The organism is Luteimonas galliterrae (assembly GCF_023374055.1).
GTDB lineage: Bacteria > Pseudomonadota > Gammaproteobacteria > Xanthomonadales > Xanthomonadaceae > Luteimonas_C > Luteimonas_C galliterrae.
In genome coordinates this window covers 297,937-311,610 of the sequence record NZ_JAMBEP010000002.1, presented here as the reverse complement: position 1 = coordinate 311,610, position 13,674 = coordinate 297,937, and the positions used below count along the sequence as shown (strand labels likewise).

The window sequence follows — 13,674 nt, the reverse complement described above, 5'->3', positions numbered from 1 at the left end:
CCGCCATTTCGCTGTCGCTGGACGGGCGCAGGCTGCCGGCCAAACGGGCCGTCCAAAGCCGCCATGCTCCAGCTCGAACAACGCCTGCAGCAACGATTCCCGACCTGGTTCCGCGGTCGCCGGGCCGGCATCGCCCGGCCTTTGTTGCGCACGCTGGGGCGGTGGTCGCGCTTCGACACCATCGACGGCTTCCTGGCGCGAAGCGGCCATCTGCGCGATTTCGCCTTCGTCGACGCCGCGCTCGAACACCTGCAGGCGCGCTACACGGTCGAGACGGGCGGGCGCATACCCGAGCGCGGCCGGTTGCTGATCGTCGCCAACCACCCCTCCGGCGCGGTCGATGCGCTGGCGCTGTTGCACCACATCGGCAGCGTGCGCCGCGACGTGCGGATCGTCGCCAACGACCTGTTGTCGATGCTGCAGCCGCTGGCCGGTCTGTTGCTGCCGGTGCGCATCCTCGGCGGCCGCGCCAGCGCCGACAGCCTGCGCGCGATCGAGCAGGCGCTGGCGCAGGAACAGTGCGTGATCGTGTTCCCGGCCGGCGAAGTGTCGCGGCTGGGCCTGCGCGGGGTACGCGACGGTCGTTGGCAGCGCGGCTTCGTGCGCTTCGCGCGCAAGAGCGGCGCGCCGGTGCTGCCGGTGCGCATCCAGGCGCGCAATTCGGCGCTGTTCTACGGCGCTTCGGCGCTGTTCAAGCCTGCGGGCACGGCCTTGCTGGCGCGCGAAATGTACGCGCGCGGCCACCGGCCGCTGACGCTGCGCATCGGCGAGCCGATGGCGATCGCCGCCGATACCGATCCGACCGCGGCGCTGCGTGCGGTGCGCAAGGCGCTGTATGCGCTCGGCAAGCGCCGTGCGGCGCCGGGCCCGGAACCGTTGGCGCCGCCGGTGCCGGTCGAAGCGCTGCGGCGTTCGGTCGAAGCCACCGAACTGCTCGGCGAAACGGCGGACGGCAAGCAGATCCGCGCCGCCAGGCTGCAGGCCGGATCGCCGCTGCTGCACGAGCTGGGCCGCCTGCGCGAACTCACTTTCCGCCAGGTCGGCGAAGGCACAGGCCGCAGCCGCGACCTCGACGCCTACGACGCCCATTACGAACAGATCGTGCTATGGGACGCGCAGGCGCAACGCATCGCGGGCGGTTACCGGGTGATGCGCGGCGCGCGCGCGCTGGCCGAACGCGGCTTGGCCGGCTTATACACCGCCTCGTTGTTCCGTTATGCCGACGAGGCTTTGCCGCGCCTGGCCGAAGGCATGGAGCTGGGCCGCAGTTTCGTGGTGCCCGATTATTGGGGCAGCCGCAGTTTGGATTATTTGTGGCAAGGCATCGGCGCCTATTTGCGCCGCCATCCGCACGTGCGTTACCTGTTCGGCCCCGTTTCGATCAGCGCCGCGCTGCCGTTGGCGGCGCGCGAGCAGTTGGTCGCGTACTACCAGCGCTACTACGGCAGCCCGCATGCGCTGGCGGCGTCGAACCAGCCGTTCGAATATTTCGCCGCGCCGCCGTCGTTCGGCGAGATGGATGCCGACACCGCATTCAACGTGCTCAAGGGCAACCTAGCGGCGCTCGGCACCGCCGTGCCGACGCTGTACAAGCAGTACACCGAGCTTTGCGAGCCGGGCGGGGCGCGTTTCCTGGCGTTCGGCGTCGATCCGCAGTTCAGCGATTCCATCGATGGCCTGATCGAGGTCGACATGCACCTGCTGCGTCCGAAGAAACGCAAGCGCTATCTGCTGACCGACGAGGTCGCCGCATGAGTCCGGCGATCGCCTCCGGCGGGCGTCGGCGGGCGGTCTTCCTCTCCGACGTGCACCTCGGCGCCAAGCATTGCCATGCCGACGAGTTGGCGACCTTCCTGTCGACGCTGGAATGCGGACGGCTGTACCTGGTCGGCGATATCGTCGATTTGTGGTGGATGGCGCAGCGGCGCGCTTCGTGGGGGCATCACCACAACCGCGTGGTCGAGATGCTGCACAAACTGCGTCGCGCCGGCACCGAAATCATCTATATCCCCGGCAACCACGATCGCCCGATCCGCAAGTTCTGCGGCTTGGCGCTGCCGGCGATGCAGGTGCGGCGCCGCACCATCCACGTCACCGCCGATGGCCGCAGATTGCTGGTCACGCACGGCGACGATTACGACAGCGTCACCCATTTCGGCGGGTTGAAGGAAAAGTTCGGCGACTGGCTGTATTACCGCATCCTCACCGGCAACCAGTGGCTCAATCGCCTGCGCCGGCGTTTCGGCCGCCGCTACTGGTCGCTGTCCGAATATCTCAAGCGCCAGAGCGATACCGCCGAACGCTTCATCGCGCGGTTCGTGCAGGCGGGATTGGACGACGCGCGCCGGCGCGGGCTCGACGGCATCGTCTGTGGGCATATCCATCGCGCCGGTTTGGTCCAACGCGACGGCTTGATCTACGCCAACGACGGCGACTGGGTCGAAAGCCTGACCGCTTTGGCCGAGGACATGGACGGCACGTTGCGGCTGCTGTCGCATGCCGGCGAAACGCTGGCGATGCTGCCGCCGCGATTGCGGTTGGTTTGCGAAGGCGAAGAAAAGGCGCTGCCGCGCGCCGCTTAGCTCCTGTTGTTCTCCCCCTTTGAAAAAGGGGGATGCAGGGGGATTTGCTTTTAAGGCAAGATCAAGAGCAAATCCCCCTCAGTCCCCCTTTTTCAAAGGGGGAAGAACAGCTAAGGCCGCATGGACTCCATCACTCACCTGTTCTACGGCGGCGCCATCGCCGCTGCGATCGCTCCGGCTAAGCACCGGCGCGCCGCGCTGCTGGCGGGCGCGGCGCTGAATACGTTGCCGGACTTGGATGTATTTCCGCTGCGCTTCTGCGATCCGGTCACCGAAATGACCTGGCATCGCGGCATGACCCATTCGTGGTTCGTGCTGCCGTTCGTGGCCTGGGCGGTCTGGGCGTTCTTCCGCCGCCGCGGCGGCCGCGTCGCGCAAGAACCGCAACGCTGGTTCTGGGCGATCTTCGTCTGCCTGACGGCGCATCCGCTGATCGATTCGTTCACGGTGTACGGCACGCAGCTGTTCTGGCCGCTGCCGATGAAGCCGCTGATGTGGTCGAGCCTGTTCATCATCGATCCCTTGTTCACGCTGCCTTGGTTCGTCGCCTGCGTGGTGGCATGGTTCGCGTTGCAACGGCCGCTTGCGGACAAAGCGTTGTGCGCTGGAATCGCGCTTGGCGTGGCTTATGTCGGTTGGTCGTTGACGGCCAAGGCGCTGGTCGAGCGCCAGGCGCGCCCTGCGCTGGCCGCGATGGGCCTGAGCCAGGCGCCGCGTTTTTCGGTGCCGATGCCGTTCAACACGTTGTTGTGGCGCGTGGCGGCGATGACGCCCGACGGTTATGTCGAAGGCTACCGTTCGCTGGCCGCCGATCGCGGGCCGATGGTGTTCAAGGCCCATACCTCTGACGTCCAGGCCTTGCGCGAGGCCGAAGGCATCGAAGCCGTCGATCGGTTGGCTTGGTTCAACCATGGCTTCATGCAAGCGCGCGAAGAAGGCGGCCGGCTGGTGCTCGCCGATTTGCGGATGGGCGCCGAGCCGGATTATTTCTTCCGGTTCGCCGTGGCCGAGCGCGATGCGGACGAATGGCGAGCCATCGTTCCCGAACAAATCATGCTGCAGCGAGATGTCGGCGCGGCCTGGTCCGCCACCTGGCAACGGATCCGGCATACCGGAGAGGGTAATTTGCCGACGGGCGAGGGCGCGCGGAGTTCCAGCCGATGAAGCATGCCTTCAAGATCGCCGTCGCCGGCATGCCGTATTTCGCCCTGCGCTGACCGCGCGGCTCAGGAAAAATAGTAGCGGGTCAGATGGAAGAAGATCGGCGCCGCGAAACTGACCGAATCCATACGGTCCATCATCCCGCCGTGGCCTTCGATCATGCTGCCCCAGTCCTTGGCGCCCAAGCTGCGCTTGACCGCCGAGAGCACCAGGCCGCCGACCACGCCCGAAATCACGATCGCCGTCGACATCAGCGCCGACTGCAGCGGCGTGAACGGCGTGATCCACCACAGGGCGGTGCCGATGCCGATCGCCGCCAAGCCGCCGCCGACCAGCCCTTCGACCGTCTTGGACGGGCTCACCGCCGGCGCCAGCTTGTGCCGCCCGAACAGTTTTCCGAATACGTACTGCATGACGTCGCTGATCTGCACCACCAGCATCAGATAGAGCAGCAGCAGCGCGCCCTGGCCGCTGAAATCGCGCAGGTCCAGGATCATCAGCGCTGGCGCGTGGCTGATGCAGTACACGGTGATCATCACGCCCCACTGGATCTTGGTGGTGCGTTCCAGGAAGTGCTCGGTATCGCCGCCGAACACAGCCAGCGCCGGCAGGGTCAGGAAGGCGTACACGGGGATGAAGATCGCGAACAGCCCGTACCAGCCGTCGCCGATCAGCCAGTACTGCACCGGGATAAGCACATAGAAGGCCACCGCCAGCGGCATGTGGTCGCCGGGGCGTGTAGGCGTGAGCGTGATGAACTCGCGCAGCGCGAAGAACGAAATGAAGGCGAAGATCACCAGCGTGGCGATCGGACCCAACAGGAAGCTCGCGGTCAGCACCGCGACCATGCTCCACCAGGCGCGGGTACGGGCGTTGAGGTTGCGCACGGTGTCGCCGCCGCCGTCCGGACCGCGGCGCGACAGCCACCAGCCGATCAGCGAGGCCACGACCAGCAGGGCGACGATGCCACCCATCACCGCCAACAATTTCTGTTGCGGCGTCACGACAGCGCCACCACGGCGTCGCGGGCGCGGGCGAGAAAGGCGTCGCGCGGTTCGCCGGACATCCGCGGCAACGCCGCGCCGAAACGCACCGTGCAGTACAGCGGCAACGGGATCAGGCTGCCTTTGGGCATGCTGCGGTGGAGCGTATCGAGATAGGCGGGCACCAGGTTCAGCTCCGGAAACGTTTCGGCCAGCCTGTGCAGGCCGCCGCGGAAGGGTTGCGGCAGGCGCTCGGCGGTGCGGGTGCCTTCCGGGAACAGGATCAGCGAATCGCCTTGCGCCAATGCTTCGAACACCGGTGCCAGCGGGTCGCCGTCGCGCGCTTCGCGGCGCCGCTCGATCAGCACCGCTCGCAGCACGTTCTGCGCGAGATAGCCGCGCAAACCCGGGCTGTCCCAATAGTCGCGCGCTGCGACCGGGCGCGTCGCGGCGCGTACGGGTGCGGACAGCGCGGACCAGATCGCGAGCGTATCGAGATGGCTGCTGTGGTTGGCGAAATACAAAGTCTGCCCGGCCGGCGGCGGCGCGCGCCAATCGGCGCGCGCGCCGACCATCAGGCGGGTGAAGCCGACCAGGCCGGCAGCGGCGGCGCGTTCGATCATGCTTGCGTTGCCATGCGCTTGCCGATCGCGCGCAGCCTGGTCCAGCAAGTCAGCGCGGAACCGGCGGCGATCGTAGCCGCTGCGATCAGCAGCGCATACCTCGATCCGGACAGCGCCAGTTCGATCGGCGCGATCAGGCAGGCGAGGGTCATCAGCGCCATGCGATGCTGCTTGGCCATCGGCCCGCGGAAATCCTGGGCTTGCCCGAGCGCGCCGCCAAGCGTGCGCACATAGGCCGTCAAAGCCGCCAGCAGCGCCGCCAGCCATCCGAGCCAGCCGATGCCCGCGGCATAACCCAGCGCGATCAGCAGCGCGCTGTCGGCGATGCGGTCGGGCACTTCGTTGTACAGCGTGCCGGTAGCCGAAGCCTTGCCGCCTTCCACCGCCACCATGCCGTCGAAGAGGTTGCACAGCAGGCGCGCCTGGATGCCGGCGGCGCAGAGCAGGGCACCCCAGGGCGTCGTCAGCCAAAGCAGCGCCGCGGCGCCCGCAGCGGCAAAGACGATGCTCAGCACCGAGATCGCATTGGGCGTGATGCCGCTCTTCGCGAGCCAGGCGGCGGAATGCCGGGCGAAAGCGCTGCCGCGGGCGGCGATGGGCCGTCGGCTGTCGTGCGCAATGCTTTGCGGATCGCTGTTGCGCGATTCGTTCATGCCCCAGCCCCTCTTCCCCTTGCGCTCTAGATAGCCTTCCTGCCTCGCCTCGTCAAGGCGCCGCCGCTTTTGTGTAGGAGCGGTTCTGTGGGAGCGGCTTTAGCCGCGAGCTCTTTGTTGGGTTCGCAGTCGAAGGTAGGAAAGAGCTCGCGGCTGAAGCCGCTCCCACAAGGTCGAGAGCTCGCGGCTCAGGCCGCGAGCGACAGCGGCTCGCCGGCGATCAGCGCATCGAAATACTCGCGGGTCAGCGCCATCTGTGCGGTCGCAGTCTCCGCGCGGTTGACCACGGCCCTGAAAGCCGCATTTTCCGGCCGGTCCTTCGCGTACCAGCCCAGGTGCTTGCGCGCGATTCGCACGCCGGCCGGTTCGCCGTAAAACGCGTGCAGATGTTCGAGGTGGCCGAGCAGCACGTCCCGCACTTCCGTCAGAGAAGGTTCCGGCAATAGTTCTCCGGTACCCAGGAAGTGCGAAATCTCGCGGAAGATCCATGGCCTGCCTTGCGCGGCGCGGCCGACCATCACCGCGTCGCAGCCGGTGTGCCGCAGCACCTGCGCCGCTTTCTGCGGCGAGTCGATGTCGCCGTTGGCGAACACGGGGATGTCCAGCATCGCCTTGATCGCGGCTATCGTGTCGTACTCGGCGGCGCCGGCGTACTGCTGGTCGCGGGTGCGGCCATGCACGGCGAGCGCGGCGATGCCGGCGTCCTGAGCGATGCGGGCGATGGTTGGCGCGTTCTTGTTGTCGGCGTTCCAGCCGGTGCGGATCTTCAGCGTCACCGGCACATCGACCGCACGCGCCACTGCGGAAAGGATGCGCGCCACCAGCGCCTCGTCGCGCATCAGCGCGGAACCGGCCCAGGCGTTGCACACCTTCTTCGCCGGGCAACCCATGTTGATGTCGATGATCTGCGCGCCGTGGTCGACGTTGTAGCGCGCCGCATCGGCCAACACCTCGGGCACCGTGCCGGCGATCTGGACGCTGATCGGATCCGGTTCGCCGAGGTGGTCCATGCGCCGCAACGACTTCTCGGTGTTCCAGAAGCGCGGATCGGAAATGGTCATTTCGGACACGGCCAAACCCGCGCCAAGCCGCTTGCACAGCTGGCGGAACGGTTTGTCGGTGACGCCCGCCATCGGGGCGAGGATTACGGGCGGGTCGATGCGGTGGTGGCCGATCTGCATGCGGCATTGTAGATCGGCCGATGGGTCCGCGCCGTGCGTCGGCACGGAGCCGCGGTTTCTGCGCCCGGCCGGCGGCCGGACCGATGCCGCCACGCATCAAGCGCGGCAACGATGTCCGAAAATGGCGCGCAATTCTCCGCTCCGTTCCGAAAGCTATCGCGACTTTCACAGGAGCCAGAAGCATGGACAACAAGACGGCGGCGATAGCGGGCTTGGCGCTCGCCGCGGCGCAAGCCACAGCCTTCGCGGCCTGCCCCAAAAGCGGAGCCGCGATCAAAGCGCTGGACACCGAATATCAGGCTGCGGTCCAGAAGAACGATGCCAAAGCCATGGATAGACTGTTGCCGGACGATTTCGTACTGGTGACCGGCAAAGGCAAGGTGATCGGCAAGGCCGATCTTCTGGCCGAGGCGCGTGCCGGCGAAATCGCTTATCAGCGCCAGGACGATTCCCGGCAGACCGTGCGTTTCTTCGGCGATATCGCGGTGATCACGGCCTTGCTGCACGCCAAGGGCAACGAACGCGGCAAGCCGTTCGACTATCGGCTGTGGTTCAGCGACGTCTACCTATGCACGCCAGCCGGGTGGCGTTATGCGTTTGCGCAATCTTCGATCCCGTTGCCGGACTGAAGATTTGCGGTTCGACAGCTATGGCCCGAAACGGGCCTGGACGTCTGCGGCCTGCGGCATCGACGCAGCCGCGCCCTGCCGCTCGGTCGACAACGCCGCGTAACGGCCGGCGCGGCGGATCGGTTCGGCGAAAGGCGCGTCTGGAGCGGATGCGATGGCCGCCGCCAAGGCGCCGTTGAAGGCATCGCCGGCGCCGGTGGTGTCGATCGCACGCACCGGCTCGGCGGCGATCCGGTAATAGGCGTTGTCGTCGCCGCGCCGAACGTCTTCCGCATGCGAGACGAAGCATCCGCTGGCGCCCAGGGTGACGACCACGGTGCCCGCCGGCGAAAGTTCGCGGCACAACGCATGCAAACGTGCCTGATCCAAGGCAGCGACGGCATCGCCTTCGATGCGTTCGCCGACATGGCGCGCAAGCAGGGCGGAGAATTCGGTTTCGTTCGGCGTCAGGATATCCGTCGCGGACAACAGTTCGGCGGTCACTACCGCATTCGCAGGAGCGGGATTCAATAGCGTAATCACGCCGCTTGCGCGGGCGGCGCGCAACGCCGCCAGCACCGCTTCGGCTGGCGATTCCAATTGCGCCAGCAGCACGTCGGCGGCGGCGATCAGATCCCGCCGGCTTGCGATGAAGGCGGGCGACAGATCCGCATTCGCGCCGGCGCCGATGACGATGCTGTTGCGGCCCTCGCCGTCGACATAGACGCCGGCGGTGCCGGTGGACCGCTCGCTGCGCTGGCCGCGAAGATCGATGCCGTCGGCCGCGGCGAGCGCGCGGGCGAGCTGTCCGCCCATGTCGTCGCCCAGTGCGCAGACGAAAGCGGTGTCCGCGCCCGCGCGCCGCGCCGCCACGGCCTGATTGAAGCCCTTGCCGCCGGGCCCCGTCGCGTATTCGCCGCTCAGCGTTTCGCCGGCGCGCGGCAATGCAGCGGTGGTCCAGACGTGGTCGACGTTGAACGAACCGACGACGACGACCTTGCCCACGCCGCCATCGACCATGTCACGCGCCGATCCAGGTCAGCACGCCGGCGATGGTCGCGGTCATGAACGTAGCGATGGAACCGCCCAGCACCGCGCGCAAACCGAACTTGGCCAGGTCGTGGCGCCTCTCCGGCGCCAGGCCGCCGATGCCGCCGATCTGGATCGCGATCGAGCTGAAATTGGCGAAGCCGCACAAAGCGTAGGTGGCGATCAGCCGCCCCTGTTCGGTGAGCGCGACGCCGGGCACTTGCCCGGCGATGACCTTGCTCAGTTCGCTATAGGCGATGAATTCGTTGAGCACGATCTTCTGCCCGATCAGGCCGCCGACCGTCACCGAATCCTGCCACGGCACGCCGATCACCCATGCGATCGGGGCCATGATCCAGCCCAGGATCACGCCCAGGTCGAGTGGCCGGCCGATCGCACCGGCGATGCCGGTGACGTCGCCGAGCCCCTGGATCGGCCAGTTGAGCAACGCGATCAATGCGGTGAAGGCCAGCAGCATCGCGCCGACGTTCAACGACAGTTTCAAGCCGTCGGCAGCGCCGGCGGCGGCGGCGTCGATGACATTGGTCGTGGTTTTTTCCACTTCCATCTTCACCGTGCCGCGGGTCAGCGGCTCGCCGGTTTCCGGCACCAGGATCTTGGCGATTACCAGCGTCGCGGGCGCGGCCATGATCGAAGCGGTCAGCAAGTGCTTGGCGAAGAACGCCTGCTGCACCGGATCGCCGCCGCCGAGCATCAGCACGTAGGCGCCGAGCACGCCGCCGGCGATATGCGCCATGCCGCCGATCATCACCGTCAGCAGTTCCGACTGCGTCATCTTCGGCAGATAGGGGCGGATGGTCAGCGGCGCCTCGGTCTGGCCGATGAAGATGCTGGCGCAGACGCTGGTGGTCTCCGCGCCCGATACCCGCATCACTTTGGTGATCGCCCAGGCCATGCCGCGCACCACCAGCTGCATTACGCCCAGGTGATAGAGCACGCCCATCAGCGCAGCGAAGAAGATGATCGTGGGCAGCACCTGGAACGCGAACACGAAGCCGATCTTGGCCGGATCCGACAGCCCGCCGAAGATCAGGCTGGTGCCAGCGGCGGTAAAGCTCAGTATCTTGACGAAGCCTTGCGACAAGCCGTCGAAGATCGTCGCGCCCCAAGGCGTCAGCAGCACGAACGCGGCGAACAGGATCTGCAGCGCGATGCCGGTCAGCACCAGACGCCAATCGACCTTTCTCTTGTTGCTGGAGAACAACCAGGCGATGCCGATCAGCACCGCGAGTCCGAACAGGCCGAAGCCGACCCGCGCCAAACCTTCCATTCAGTATTCCCCAGCCTGCGTTAGCGTCGGCGCAGCGTAGAGCAGGGCCCCGCACCGGGCAACCGTCGCAGGCCGGATCGGGCTCAGTCGTCGCGCGCTACGACGCGGTTGCGGCCTTCGCGTTTGGCCTGCTGCAGGCGCCGGTCGGCGCGCTTGAGCAAGGCCGAGGTGTCGCTGCCGTCGTTGGGGAAACTGGCCAGGCCGGCGCTGAAGGTGATCCGCTGCGGCTCCGCGCCGCGTTCGGCGGTGAAGCGCGATTCGGCCACGGCACGGCGCAGGCTGTCGAGCCGTTCCCAGGCATTGCCGATCGGTTTGCGCAGCACCAGCACGAATTCCTCGCCGCCCAGGCGGATCAGCCATTCGTCGGGCCCGATCAGGCCGGACAGCACGGCCACCACATGGCGCAAGGCGCGATCGCCGGCCAGGTGGCCTACCTCGTCGTTGATGCGCTTGAAGTAGTCGATGTCGATCAGGGCCAACGTCACCGTGGCGCCGTCGTGGCGCGCGGCGTCGAACAGGCGCGGCATGCGGTGCAGCAGCCAGGTGCGGTTGGGCAGCTGGGTCAGGCCGTCGGTGCCGGACATCTCCACCAGCCGCTGCATGCGGTAGACCACGGTCGAGACGATGATCGTCATCAACGCCAGCAGCATCAGCCGCTGGATCTGGTTGGCCATGGTGACCGCGCCGTATTCCACCGACATCAGGTTTTCGGGGCTTTGCGCGGCCGCCAGCACCGCCCATACCAGCGAGGCGTACTGCACGATCGACAGCAGGCCCACGTACAGCACCAGGCGGCCGTCGTTGCGCAAGGCGGTCATCGCGATGCCGATCGGATAGAAGCCCCAGACCACCATGCTGTTGACGCCGGCCGGCAATTCGCCCATCGACAGCAGCGCCAGTACCAGCGTGGTGGAAGTGATGTCGTAGGTGCCGGTGGCATAAGGCAGCCAGGGATAGCGTTGCCGGCTGCGCGCGAGCGCCAGCCAGATCTGCGATACCGCGATCACGAAGACGGCGGCGCCCAGCCCGATCATCGCCTCGTCGATCGGGCTGCCGACCATGATGCCGACCAGCGGCATGATCAGGATCAGCAGCGACAGCGCGGCGCGCAGCCGCGCCACCAGCAGTTCGCCGCCGGCGCCGACCTCGAGCATGATTTCGTCGGGGCGCGCGAGCAGCGTCTTCAGGAACTCGACGAATTTCTGGACCAGCTCGCGCATCCGCATCCCCTGCGGCCGGAGACCGCGCGCGCAGGATAGCCGCAACCGGCCCTCAGCGGCCGATCCCGTGCCAGGCGACCCATCCGGCCAGCGCCAGGAATGCCAGCGCCGCCACGATGCGTGCGGCGCGCAGCGGCAGCCGATCCGCGAAACGGCTGCCCAGCGCCACCACCGGCACGTTGGCCAGCAGCATGCCCAGCGTCGTGCCGGCGATCACCTGCCACAGCGGCGCATATTTGGCGGCCAGCAGCACCGTGGCCACCTGGGTCTTGTCGCCGATTTCGGCCAGGAAGAAGGCCGCCGAAGTGGCGATGAAGGCGCCGCGCGCGGGGAGTTTCGCTTCGTCGCCTTCCAGCCGGTCCGGCTTGAGCGTCCACAGCGCCACGCCCAGGAAACTCGCCACCACCACCCAGCGCAGTACCTGCGGCGACAGCCACTGCGACACTGCCGCGCCGAACCACGAGGCCAGCGCGTGGTTGAGCAGGGTCGCGGCCAGGATGCCCAGCACGATCGGCACCGGCTTGCGGTAGCGCGCCGCGAGCAGCAGGGCGAGCAATTGCGTCTTGTCGCCGATTTCGGCGAGCGCGACCGTGGCGGTCGAGACCAGCAGGGATTCCATCGACACTCCGGGCCGGGCGATCGCGGCGAACGCGAAGGCCGACGCCACGCGGCCCGGCCTGGGTGCGCGTTGCGCCTGCCTTCGGTCTTGCCCGTGCCGCCGGCGTCGTGCGACGCCGCGCATCCACATCGCGCGCCATGGCCGGCTGGCCAAGTGTGTTGACGCGCGTCCCCGCGGTGGCGCTGCGGGTGGGCTACTCCCCGGAGGAGGAAAGTGCGCGCATTCTAGCGGACCGGATCCGCGCTTGCCGCAATGAGAACCATTCCAGCGCGGTTCTGTAGGAGCGGCTTCAGCCGCGAGCTCTTCCCACATGTTCGCGCCGATTTGATGGGAAGAGCTCGCGGCTGAAGCCGCTCCTACAAAGAGCGAACAGGCGCCGGAGTAGGATGTATACAAGTCCATTTCCGGTTCGCAGTCATGCAATACCGCCGCCTCGGATCCTCCGGCTTGCAGTTGTCCGCGCTGTCTTTCGGCGCCTGGGTCACCTTCGGCACCCAGGTCGGACGCGGCGAAGCGCGCGAACTGATCGCGGCGGCGTGGGACCACGGCATCAATTTCTTCGACAACGCCGAAACCTACGCCAACGGCGAAGCCGAGCGGGTCATGGGCGATGCGATCGCCGATCTGCGCCTGCCGCGCGACGGCTACGCGGTGTCGAGCAAAGTCTTCTTCGGCGCGGTCGACGGGCCGCGGCCCATGCAGAGAGGCCTGTCTCGCAAGCACGTGCACGACGCCTGCCATGCGGCGCTCAAGCGCCTGCGCGTCGACTATCTCGATCTGTACTACTGCCATCGGCCCGATCCGGAAACACCGATCGCCGAAACCGTGGCCGCGATGGACGCGCTGATCCGGCAGGGCAAGGTGATGTATTGGGGCACGTCGGAATGGCCGGCCGCGGCGATTCGCGAAGCGCACAAGATCGCTCGTGCGCAGCACCTGCATGCGCCGACGATGGAACAGCCGCAGTACAACCTGCTGCACCGCGAACGCGTCGAACTGGAGTACGCCGCGCTCTACGCCGAATTCGGCTTAGGGACGACGATCTGGTCGCCGCTGGCGTCGGGCCTGCTCACCGGCAAGTACAACGACGGCGTGCCTACCGATTCGCGGCTGGCGCAATCCCGCTACACCTGGCTGCAGCGCGGCGTGTTCGGCGACGAGGCCTCGCGCCGCACGCAACGCGCCCGCGCGTTCACGAGCGTGGCCGAGGAGTTCGGCGTGCCGCCCGCGCCGCTGGCCATCGCCTGGTGCCTGCGCAATCCGCACGTGTCGTCGGTGATCCTCGGCGCCAGCCGGGTGGCGCAACTCCTGCAGAACCTGGAAGCCCTAGATCTCTCCGAACGCCTCGACCAGATCGCCTGGGACCGGATCGAGGCCGCTACGGCATAAATTCGCGATTGGGACTTGACAGACAAATGAGAATCATTAGCATTTGAGTCTGTCGCCGCCAGGGAGTCGCCCATGCCCACGCTAAGCCCGTCACCCGTACGCGTCCTGCACGTGCCGCAAAGAAACTCGATCGCACCGACTGCTACGGCCTCCGCGCCCGAAGTCGACAGCGACCGGCTGTTGCAAGGCCAGCGCGAAATCCTGATCCGTCACGGCAACGAGTGCTACCGCTTGCGCCATACGCGCAACGACAAGCTCATCCTGACCAAGTGAACGCCCACGTGTGCGCAGGCACCGGTCGCCGACGGCCGGTGCCTGCGTGTGCGTTCTCCGCC

The 13,674-nt window shown here is 67.1% G+C and carries 14 protein-coding genes; 6 read left to right on the top strand and 8 right to left on the bottom strand.

Annotation, left to right across the window (positions count from 1 at the left end):
- Positions 1–63: 63 nt before the first annotated feature.
- From olsF to M2650_RS12035, 3 genes are all read left to right on the top strand, one after another.
- Positions 64–1,755 (top strand): bifunctional ornithine lipid synthase OlsF, encoded by a 1,692-nt coding sequence (gene olsF / locus M2650_RS12045; protein WP_249474820.1) that lies wholly within the window; start codon positions 64–66, stop codon positions 1,753–1,755.
- Positions 1,752–2,582, top strand: coding sequence for a UDP-2,3-diacylglucosamine diphosphatase (locus tag M2650_RS12040; RefSeq protein ID WP_249474818.1), 831 nt, complete (start codon positions 1,752–1,754; stop codon positions 2,580–2,582). The genes olsF and M2650_RS12040 overlap by 4 nt, the downstream gene beginning before the upstream one ends.
- Before the next feature lie 120 nt (positions 2,583–2,702).
- Positions 2,703–3,746: a metal-dependent hydrolase gene (locus M2650_RS12035; protein WP_249474816.1), complete on the top strand. Its 1,044-nt coding sequence runs from the start codon at positions 2,703–2,705 to the stop codon at positions 3,744–3,746.
- A gap of 62 nt (positions 3,747–3,808) precedes the next feature.
- On the opposite strand, the gene M2650_RS12030 is transcribed toward M2650_RS12035, so the two are convergent.
- From M2650_RS12030 to dusB, 4 genes are all read right to left on the bottom strand, one after another.
- Positions 3,809–4,717, bottom strand: coding sequence for a phosphatidate cytidylyltransferase (locus M2650_RS12030; RefSeq protein WP_249475055.1), 909 nt, complete (start codon positions 4,715–4,717; stop codon positions 3,809–3,811).
- Between the two features lie 26 nt (positions 4,718–4,743).
- Positions 4,744–5,349: a lysophospholipid acyltransferase family protein gene (locus M2650_RS12025; protein ID WP_249474814.1), complete on the bottom strand. Its 606-nt coding sequence runs from the start codon at positions 5,347–5,349 to the stop codon at positions 4,744–4,746.
- Positions 5,346–6,002 (bottom strand): CDP-alcohol phosphatidyltransferase family protein, encoded by a 657-nt coding sequence (locus tag M2650_RS12020; protein ID WP_249474813.1) that lies wholly within the window; start codon positions 6,000–6,002, stop codon positions 5,346–5,348. The genes M2650_RS12025 and M2650_RS12020 overlap by 4 nt, the downstream gene beginning before the upstream one ends.
- A 188-nt stretch (positions 6,003–6,190) precedes the next feature.
- Positions 6,191–7,183 carry a tRNA dihydrouridine synthase DusB gene (gene dusB, locus M2650_RS12015; RefSeq protein ID WP_249474811.1) on the bottom strand — a complete coding sequence of 331 codons (993 nt, stop codon included), beginning with the start codon at positions 7,181–7,183 and terminating at the stop codon, positions 6,191–6,193.
- Between the two features lie 182 nt (positions 7,184–7,365).
- On the opposite strand from dusB, the gene M2650_RS12010 reads away from it, so the two are divergent.
- A complete protein-coding gene (locus M2650_RS12010; protein ID WP_249474810.1) occupies positions 7,366–7,812 on the top strand; it encodes a nuclear transport factor 2 family protein in 447 nt (148 codons plus the stop codon).
- 18 nt (positions 7,813–7,830) lie between these two features.
- Here the strand turns inward: M2650_RS12010 and M2650_RS12005 are convergent, their stop codons facing one another.
- From M2650_RS12005 to M2650_RS11990, 4 genes are all read right to left on the bottom strand, one after another.
- Positions 7,831–8,796, bottom strand: coding sequence for a ribokinase (locus M2650_RS12005; protein ID WP_249475053.1), 966 nt, complete (start codon positions 8,794–8,796; stop codon positions 7,831–7,833).
- A 16-nt stretch (positions 8,797–8,812) separates the two neighbouring features.
- A complete protein-coding gene (locus tag M2650_RS12000) occupies positions 8,813–10,111 on the bottom strand; it encodes a NupC/NupG family nucleoside CNT transporter (RefSeq protein WP_249474808.1) in 1,299 nt (432 codons plus the stop codon).
- Positions 10,112–10,194: 83 nt separating this feature from the next.
- Positions 10,195–11,331, bottom strand: a complete 1,137-nt coding sequence (locus M2650_RS11995) for a GGDEF domain-containing protein (protein WP_249474807.1) — start codon at positions 11,329–11,331, stop codon at positions 10,195–10,197.
- A 52-nt stretch (positions 11,332–11,383) separates the two neighbouring features.
- On the bottom strand, positions 11,384–11,950 hold the full coding sequence (locus M2650_RS11990) for a TMEM165/GDT1 family protein (RefSeq protein ID WP_249474805.1): 567 nt from the start codon (positions 11,948–11,950) through the stop codon (positions 11,384–11,386).
- 417 nt (positions 11,951–12,367) lie between these two features.
- Here M2650_RS11990 and M2650_RS11985 point away from each other — a divergent pair, with 417 nt between their 5' ends.
- Positions 12,368–13,339 (top strand): potassium channel beta subunit family protein, encoded by a 972-nt coding sequence (locus M2650_RS11985; protein ID WP_249474803.1) that lies wholly within the window; start codon positions 12,368–12,370, stop codon positions 13,337–13,339.
- A 72-nt stretch (positions 13,340–13,411) separates the two neighbouring features.
- The gene (gene hemP / locus M2650_RS16615) at positions 13,412–13,612 is read left to right on the top strand and encodes a hemin uptake protein HemP (protein ID WP_425602545.1); all 201 of its coding nucleotides are present in this window, start codon (positions 13,412–13,414) and stop codon (positions 13,610–13,612) included.
- The last annotated feature ends 62 nt before the right edge of the window (positions 13,613–13,674 follow it).